Raw genomic sequence first — 8,167 nt, 5'->3', positions numbered from 1 at the left:
GCTTAAGCTAGATTGACTCGCTTATATTACTACTAATTTTTATCTTCAGAATGAATTATTAGTCAATTTAGTGTAAGATAATCTTATGGAAAACGCTTACATGGTTGTGTCGTGCAGCAGAGTTTTTGCAGGAACAGGAGCGAAGTACATAATTAATAAAATCACAAAAAGATTTTTTCAAAGCTGGTTCCAAAGAAAAGAATGGATGTGATCGGATTGGAAAAAGGAAAGAAAGTGCTTTTTACTGAGACCGTTCTGCGCGATGCGCATCAAAGCTTGATGGCGACACGCATGTCTACGGCCGACATGCTCCCTATCGTGGAGAAAATGGATGAAGCCGGGTATTACGCGCTCGAGTGCTGGGGCGGCGCCACCTATGATGCGGCCATCCGTTTTCTGCATGAAGATCCGTGGGAAAGACTGCGGCAAATCCGCAAGCGCGCTCCCCATGCGAAACTGCAGATGCTTCTTCGGGGACAGAATCTGATCGGGTACCGCCACTATGCGGATGATATCGTGGATCGTTTTGTCGGCAAAGCAGTCGAGAACGGCATCGATATTTTTAGGATTTTTGATGCCTTGAATGATACGAGAAACTTGAAAGCATCGCTGGAAGCCGTCAAAAAATATGGCGCCCACGCGCAACTGACGATCTGTTATACCATCAGTGATGTCCACACCATCCCATTTTACACAGATTTGGCCAAGGAGCTTACTGAAATGGGTGCGGACTCGATCTGCATCAAGGATATGGCCGGCATATTGACGCCGAAAGTAGCCAAAGAGCTGATTCCGGCCATCAAAGCTCTGATCGATGTGCCGTTGAATATCCACACGCATGCCACCAGCGGCGTTTCGCAGATGACCTATATGGCCGCTATCGAAGCGGGTGCGGACATCATCGACTGTGCCATTTCCCCTTTTGCGGAAGGGACGAGTCAACCGCCTACAGAATCGATGGCGCTGGTGTTGGAGGAACTGGGTTACAGTACGGGCTTGGACATCGCTAAATTGGAAGAGATTGCGGATTATTTCAAACCGATCCGCGATAAGTACATCGCTTCAGGTGTGCTCGATCCGAAAATGCTGTCGGTCGATCCCAAAGCACTGATCTATCAAGTGCCGGGTGGGATGCTGTCGAACTTGAATTCGCAACTCAAGCAGGCAAAGGCCAGCGATAAGTACGAGGCAGTGTTGCGGGAGGTGCCCCGTGTCAGAGCGGACTTAGGCTTTCCACCATTGGTCACACCGATGAGCCAAATGGTCGGTACGCAGGCCGTTTTCAATGTTCTGACGGGAGAACGCTACAAAATGGTCCCGAATGAAGTGAAGGATTACCTGCACGGGAAATATGGGAAGACACCGGTTCCGGTGGATGACGCGTTCAGACGCAGCATCATCGGGGATGATGCGGTCATCACGGATCGCCCGGCAGATCATCTGGAGCCGGAGTTCGACAGATTGAAGGCTGAGTTGGGTGACCTGGCGCGCACTGATGAAGACGTGTTGACTTATGCCTTGTTCCCTCAAGTCGGCAAAGCTTATCTGCAGGAAGTCTACTATCCAACCATTCCAGAGGAACAAGCAGAAATCAAAGCGCCATCTCCAGGCGAGACGACGGAAGCAGTGATTCGCATCCAAGCCCGCTATCGCAGTTAAAAGGAAGAGGTGAAGGAAATGGAAACATTCAATTTAGCAGATGGTCTGATTGTCACAGTTGTTGCGATGATCGTTGTTTTTGCCGTATTGGCCGCTCTATGGTTCTTGGTTGAGCTAGTTCATAAGTTAGTTGGAGAACCTGCAGGGGTAGCTTCTGCACCGATTCACCAGCAAGATGATGTACAGCCCGTTGTGCAGGAGCCGGGTGTGGATGAACAACGCGCCAAAGCAGCGGCAATCACGGCATTGATCGCCGCCTATGAAGCACATCCGGCCAAGAAGTTCGAGATCGTTGATGTGACGCGCGTCAAATGAATTTTCACTCGTTAATCGTAAAGGGAGGATTTATTATGAAGAAGTATGAAATCGAAATCGACGGGCAAGTTTATCATGTCAAGGTGAGGGAGTTGCCGGATGATGCAGTCATGACAGAGCAACCTAAGGCGGACAGCGGCAGAAATATTGCTGATGCTGCATCCGAAACGGAAGGAAAAACAATGTTGGCGCCGCTGGCCGGAACCATATTGCGCATCCTCGTCAAAGAGGGGCAAAAAGTCAAAAAAGGCGAAAATTTAATCATCCTCGAAGCCATGAAAATGGAGAATGAAATCGTTGCGGATGAGGATGGCATCATCAGACGTATTTGGGTGAAAGAAAATGATAGTGTCGAATCCGACCAACCGTTGTTGATTCTCTAGAAGAGGAGGGATTCTTATGATCCAAGCTTTGACGGATCTGATCCGGATGTCCGGATTGGTTAATCTTACGTATAAAGAAATCATTATGATCATCATTGCCTGCATTTTCCTTTATTTGGCCATCAAAAAGGGGTATGAGCCGTACTTGCTGCTTCCGATTGCGTTCGGCATCCTGTTGGTGAATCTGCCGTTGGCCGGATTGATGACGCCGCCTACCGAAAGCGAACCGGGAGGACTGATTTATTACCTCTACCAAGGAACGAATCTGGGCATCTATCCGCCGCTGATTTTCCTCTGTCTGGGGGCAGCGACTGATTTTGGGCCTCTTATCGCCAATCCGAAAACGTTGTTGTTGGGCGGGGCAGCGCAGTTCGGCATCTTTGCGGCATTCTTCGGAGCCTTGGCCTTGGGAATGACGCCACAGGAAGCGGCCTCCGTCGGCATCATCGGTGGAGCGGACGGACCGACTGCCATCTATTTGACGACAAAATTGGCCAACCATCTCTTATCGGTCATCGCCCTGGCGGCCTATTCCTATATGGCCTTGGTTCCCCTCATCCAGCCGCCGATCATGCGCTTGCTGACGACTGAAAAAGAACGGCAGACTGTCATGAAGCAGATGCGCGTAGTGTCCAAGAACGAGCGTATCCTGTTCCCAATCGTTACCACCATTTTCGTCAGCTTGGTCGTCCCATCAGCCACAGCGCTAGTGGGGATGCTGATGCTGGGTAATTTGATCCGGGAAAGCGGTCAAGTTCCGAAACTGACAGAAACGCTGCAGAATGCCATGATGTATACCATCACCGTCATCTTGGGCGTAACTGTTGGAGCCAAGGCGAACGGTGAGCTCTTTCTTTCACTGATCACTATAAAAATCATCATATTGGGGCTGTTCGCCTTTGCTGTAGGGACTGCAGCCGGCGTACTGATGGGAAAACTGATGTACAAACTGACGAACGGTAAAGTGAATCCGTTGATCGGAGCAGCCGGTGTTTCAGCCGTACCGATGGCTGCGCGGGTTGTGCAGAAGGAAGGCATCAAATACAATCCTTCCAACTATTTGCTGATGCATGCGATGGGGCCTAATGTGGCAGGTGTCATCGGGTCGGCTGTCGCGGCCGGTGTCTTGTTGGCGTTCTTCGGCTGAGTGCAGACTATTTTAATCATCTCCTTCTGATTTTTCATGTCAGAAGGGGATTTTTTATTGTTTCGAGGCCACTCGATTGCTAAATCCATCTGTTCTACACATGAAGGATGTATAATGAAGGCAACAAAAGAGTCAGAAATGGAGGGCGAATTATAATGAGCAGGAGAACATCATTGATTGTCGCTTTGGTCGTTTCACTAACTTTATTACTGTTTGTATCAGTCAATCTTTTTTCGACGTTTTTTAATAGCGGGGAAAGCCGGACGTCTGTGACAACTATTGATACAGATTCGAGAAGCACAGGGAATGTCATCGGGATGGGACAAATGATGGGGGCAGACCGGGCTACCGTCCTGGATGAAAGCGGGCAGGAAATGACTGCACTGCGGTTGCCGGAACTGTTGGAGCCGGATTCCGAATCCGCTAGCGAAATCACCTACACGGTCACAGCGCAAGCGGGGGAAACTGCCTTTCTGGAAGGGGAAACGACGCAAACGCTCGGATACAACGGTTCCTATCTTGGCCCGGTTTTGGTCGTGCATGAAGGCCAAGAGGTGCATATCAAGACCAAGAACCGGTTGTCCGAACCAACCTCATTCCATTGGCATGGACTGAAGCTCCCTTCCGATATGGATGGCGGGCCGCATCATCCGGTCGGACCAAATGAAACGATGCAAGTGGATTTCACGGTCAACCAGGAGGCGGCGACATTGTGGTTCCACCCGCATGCCTTGGGAACGACCGCTGAACAAGTCTATGCCGGTCTGGCCGGATTGATCTTCATCGAAGACGATAATTCCGACCAGCTTGATTTGCCGAAGGACTATGGGGTGAATGACTTCCCTTTGATTATCCAGGATCGTACCTTTGATGCGGATAACCAATTCGATTACGCAGGCACGTACGATCCCGACGGTACCTATGGTGATACCTTGCTGATCAACGGGACCATCAATCCCTACGTTGAGGTGAAAAATGAACAGATACGCCTGCGTTTGGTGAATGGTTCGAATGCCCGCAATTACACGTTCGGATTGGGAAATGAAGCGGTGTTCCATCAGATTGCCAGCGACGGCGGCTTTCTTGAGCAGCCCGTTGCGTTGACATCTGTGACATTGACACCCGGAGAACGGGCGGAAATCATCGTGGACCTGAGCGAATACGTTGAAGGGGACACCGTGAAACTGATGGACGGGGATGTAACCGTCCTTTCCTTGAATGTCACGGAGGAGACGGAAGTACAGACCACGCTTCCGGAAACCTTGAATGAAATTCCTGAATTGACGACGGAGGGAGCGGCTGTCCAACAGTTCACGCTGAGCGGCATGTCCTTCATGGTCAACATCAACGGCAATCAGTTCGACATGGATCGGATCGACGTCGAACAGAGCCTAAATGAAACAGTCATCTGGGAAGTCCATAATGCGCAGGATATGATGGGCAGCATGGTTCATCCTTTCCACATCCATGGCGTCCAATTCCAGGTGCTCTCGCGTGATGGAGTAGAGCCGCCGCAGAACGAGCAAGGCTGGAAGGACACTATCGCCGTTTATCCCGGCGAAACGGTCCGGCTGGCGGTGACTTTTTCTGAGAAGGGAGTCTTCATGTATCATTGCCACATTTTGGAGCATGAGGATAATGGCATGATGGCTCAGGTCAGTGTACAATAAAAATCAGGGAAATAAGATGGAGATTGAATGCCTATCTGGCCGCAAAACGAGGGACAGCCACAAAAATGTGACTGTCCCTCGTTTTGTATTTATGCTGGATTACAAAAGTTTCTTCTTGCGATCGAACTCTTCCTCGGTGATGTTTCCTTTAGCCAATTCCTTCTTCAGGATATCCAAAGCGGACTCGTCCGTTGAAGAAACTTTGCCTGATCTATCGTTCAAAAGCCTGGTTGCCAAGTAAATGACGAGTATGATCAAAGCAATCCAGAAAATCCACATAAACATCATGCCGCCCATACCAAAACCTCCAAAATATTGTAAGCATCTGCCAAACATGCAAAAGCCCCCTTTTTTCTCTTATGCAACCATTGTAACGCTGGACTGTGTAGATTGGATGTAGTTTTTTTGTCGGTTGCGGTGAATGTTTAAAAGCGCATTCAATCTATCTTAAGCAGACGGGCATTGACCGCGCAGATGATGGTGCTGATCGACATGACGGCTGCCCCGATGGCCGGTGTGATAAGCAAGCCCTGATTGGCCAATACGCCTGCAGCCAGCGGGATGGCGATCACATTATAGCCGACAGCCCAAATCAGATTCTCGACCATCTTGCGGTAAGTGGCTTTCGAAAGGGCGATGATGGTCAATACGTCTTTCGGATTGCTGTCCACCAGGATGACGTCGGCTGTTTCGATTGCGACATCCGTTCCGGCGCCGATGGCAATGCCAAGATCAGCTTCCGCCAGAGCGGGCGCATCATTGACGCCATCCCCGACCATCGCGACTTTTTTGTTTCCGGCTTTCAGTGCAGCGATGTGTTTCGATTTCTCAGCAGGCAAAACTTCCGCAAATACGTGAGCCAGCCCTAACTGCTCGCCCACGTATTGCGCGGCGCGGCTATTGTCGCCTGTCAGCATGATGGCTTCAATGCCTTGCTCCTTCAGGACAGCCACGACTTCGCGCGAGGACGAACGGATGATATCAGCGCTGGCGATCATCCCCTGCAGCAGGATGTTTTCCTTGAGGACGAAGACCACTGTTTTACCTTGCTGAGCCAAATCGGCGAATGTCTCCTTGTCGTAAGTGATGCCGCGTTCGTCCATGGTGCCGGGGCTGACGACAGCGACCTGTATGCCGTCCACGGTGACCTGCAGACCTTGACCAGTAATGTTTTGATAATCAGTTACCGGCAAAAGGGTGATAGCCTCTGCCTCCCCTTTGCGGACGATTCCTTTTGCGATCGGGTGTTCAGATTGACTCTCGGCAGAATAGGCCAAGGTCAGCAATTCCTTCTCGGAGACCCCGGCCGCGGGAAGGATGTCGGTCACGCCGAAATTGCCTTCCGTCAGGGTGCCGGTCTTGTCGAAAACGATCCGATCCACGTTGCGTGCCTCCTCGAATTGGGTCCGGTTGCGGATCAGCAAACCGTTTCTAGCCGCAAGCGAAGTGGATACCGCATTCACCAAAGGGACAGCCAACCCGAGTGCGTGGGGGCAGGCGATGACGAGTACCGTCACCATCCGCTCCAATGCGAAGGCTAGGTCTGCCGCGAAGATCCAATAAAGGAAAGTCAGGGCGCCGGCGATGACAGCGATATAGAACAGCCAGCCAGCCGCCTTTTCGGCCAAACCCTGCGACTTGGATTTTTGTTGCTGGGCTTCCTTAACCATGTTGATGACCTGAGCCAAGTAGGTTTCATTCCCGACTTTTTCCACAGTCAGCTTCAGGACGCCTGACCCGTTGATGGAGCCTCCGATGGCCTGCATACCAGGTTGTTTTTCGACGGGCACAGATTCGCCCGTCAGCATCGATTCGTCAACCGTTGAGAGGCCTTCGTAGATTTTTCCGTCCAAAGGGATTTTTTCGCCGGGTTTGACGAGGATGCGTTCACCCGGAACGAGGGCTTCAATCGACACTTCATCGACATTGCCAGCCGCGTCCAACCGGTGGGCTTCCTTCGGCATCAGTTTGATGAGTTCTTCCAGCGCTTTGGATGCCCCCATCTGGGATTTCATCTCGATCCAGTGGCCTAGCAGCATAATCAGTATCAAGGTAGCCAGTTCGAAATAAAAGTCCGAGCCCTCTATGAGGAAGGCCGTGAAGGTGCTGTAGATATAGGCGGAAACGATCGCCAAGGAAATCAGCATCATCATGCCGAGCGACCGGTTCTTCCATTCCTCCCAAGCGCCCTCCAGAAACGGTTTGCCGCCGTAGAAGAAGATGACGGTGGATAAGCCAAAGACGATGAAATTCGCTCCCGGGAATTCGAAGTGGTAACTGAAGAGCATCATGATCATTGGGGATAGCAGGGTTACTGGAATCGTCAGAAGCAACACGATCCAAAAACGTTTCCTGTAATCTTCCACCATCTGTTCGTGGTGACCGGCATGCCCTGTGGTGCCATGTCCAGCTTCACCATGGTCCATGTGCTGTTCATGTTGTTCGTGACCATGGGAAGCGGCCAGGTTCGGTTCGTGTTCTTGTGCACCGACGTGATCATGTGCTACGTGCTTTTCTGGTTTGGGTTCGGCAGCAACCGGCTGTGGCGGGGCCATATGATGCCCAGAATGGTCGTGACCGGCGTGCGGGTCGATTGCTTTTGGAGCCTCCGGAGTGTGGTCTGTGTGCGTGTGCTCCGTATGTTTGTGTTCATCCATTATGGATCCTCCTTCGTTTCAAAACGTCCAAACAATCCAATATCTATAAATGACTGCAGTAACAATCCATTTATTGTGCTTGAGGCGGGAGTCGGAAATTTTGGATAAAATAATTAGGGATGAAGGTTCTTCATGCTTATCATAGCAGAATTTAGTGCTTGGAAGGTAACGGTTTCATTTCTCCGCTCATTCAGGTAAAATGGAAATTATAAACCGCTATCATGAAAGGGATGAAGGACTTTGACAGAATTGAAATTTCCAGAAAACTTCCTATGGGGTGGCGCTACCGCTGCCAACCAATACGAAGGAGCTTATGACGCGGACGGCAAAGGCTTG

At 50.7% G+C, this 8,167-nt stretch carries 8 protein-coding genes; 6 read left to right on the top strand and 2 right to left on the bottom strand.

Features of this window, described 5'->3' with window-relative positions; genetic code table 11:
* The first annotated feature begins 279 nt into the window (after positions 1 to 279).
* From WBV27_RS05020 to WBV27_RS05000, 5 genes are all read left to right on the top strand, one after another.
* Complete coding sequence (locus WBV27_RS05020) at positions 280 to 1,659, top strand: oxaloacetate decarboxylase subunit alpha (protein ID WP_424199982.1); 1,380 nt, start codon at positions 280 to 282, stop codon at positions 1,657 to 1,659.
* Between the two features lie 18 nt (positions 1,660 to 1,677).
* A complete protein-coding gene (locus WBV27_RS05015) occupies positions 1,678 to 1,974 on the top strand; it encodes an OadG family transporter subunit (RefSeq protein WP_424199978.1) in 297 nt (98 codons plus the stop codon).
* Positions 1,975 to 2,009: 35 nt separating this feature from the next.
* Entirely contained in the window at positions 2,010 to 2,357 is a 348-nt protein-coding gene (locus WBV27_RS05010) for a biotin/lipoyl-containing protein (RefSeq protein WP_424199976.1), read from the top strand.
* 16 nt (positions 2,358 to 2,373) lie between these two features.
* Positions 2,374 to 3,504 (top strand): sodium ion-translocating decarboxylase subunit beta, encoded by a 1,131-nt coding sequence (locus tag WBV27_RS05005; RefSeq protein ID WP_424199974.1) that lies wholly within the window; start codon positions 2,374 to 2,376, stop codon positions 3,502 to 3,504.
* A 155-nt stretch (positions 3,505 to 3,659) separates the two neighbouring features.
* Positions 3,660 to 5,174 carry a multicopper oxidase family protein gene (locus WBV27_RS05000; RefSeq protein WP_424199972.1) on the top strand — a complete coding sequence of 505 codons (1,515 nt, stop codon included), beginning with the start codon at positions 3,660 to 3,662 and terminating at the stop codon, positions 5,172 to 5,174.
* A 99-nt stretch (positions 5,175 to 5,273) separates the two neighbouring features.
* Here the strand turns inward: WBV27_RS05000 and WBV27_RS04995 are convergent, their stop codons facing one another.
* On the bottom strand, positions 5,274 to 5,471 hold the full coding sequence (locus WBV27_RS04995; protein WP_321377682.1) for an SHOCT domain-containing protein: 198 nt from the start codon (positions 5,469 to 5,471) through the stop codon (positions 5,274 to 5,276).
* A gap of 140 nt (positions 5,472 to 5,611) precedes the next feature.
* Positions 5,612 to 7,831, bottom strand: a complete 2,220-nt coding sequence (locus tag WBV27_RS04990) for a copper-translocating P-type ATPase (protein WP_424199970.1) — start codon at positions 7,829 to 7,831, stop codon at positions 5,612 to 5,614.
* A 240-nt stretch (positions 7,832 to 8,071) separates the two neighbouring features.
* On the opposite strand from WBV27_RS04990, the gene WBV27_RS04985 reads away from it, so the two are divergent.
* The coding region (locus tag WBV27_RS04985; protein ID WP_424199980.1) for a family 1 glycosylhydrolase at positions 8,072 to 8,167 on the top strand (96 nt) is incomplete at its 3' end.

Source organism: Trichococcus sp. (assembly GCF_049589555.1).
Lineage (GTDB): Bacteria > Bacillota > Bacilli > Lactobacillales > Aerococcaceae > Trichococcus.
The sequence above is the reverse complement of the archived record's forward strand: the minus strand, read 5'-3'. Positions and strand labels throughout refer to the sequence as shown.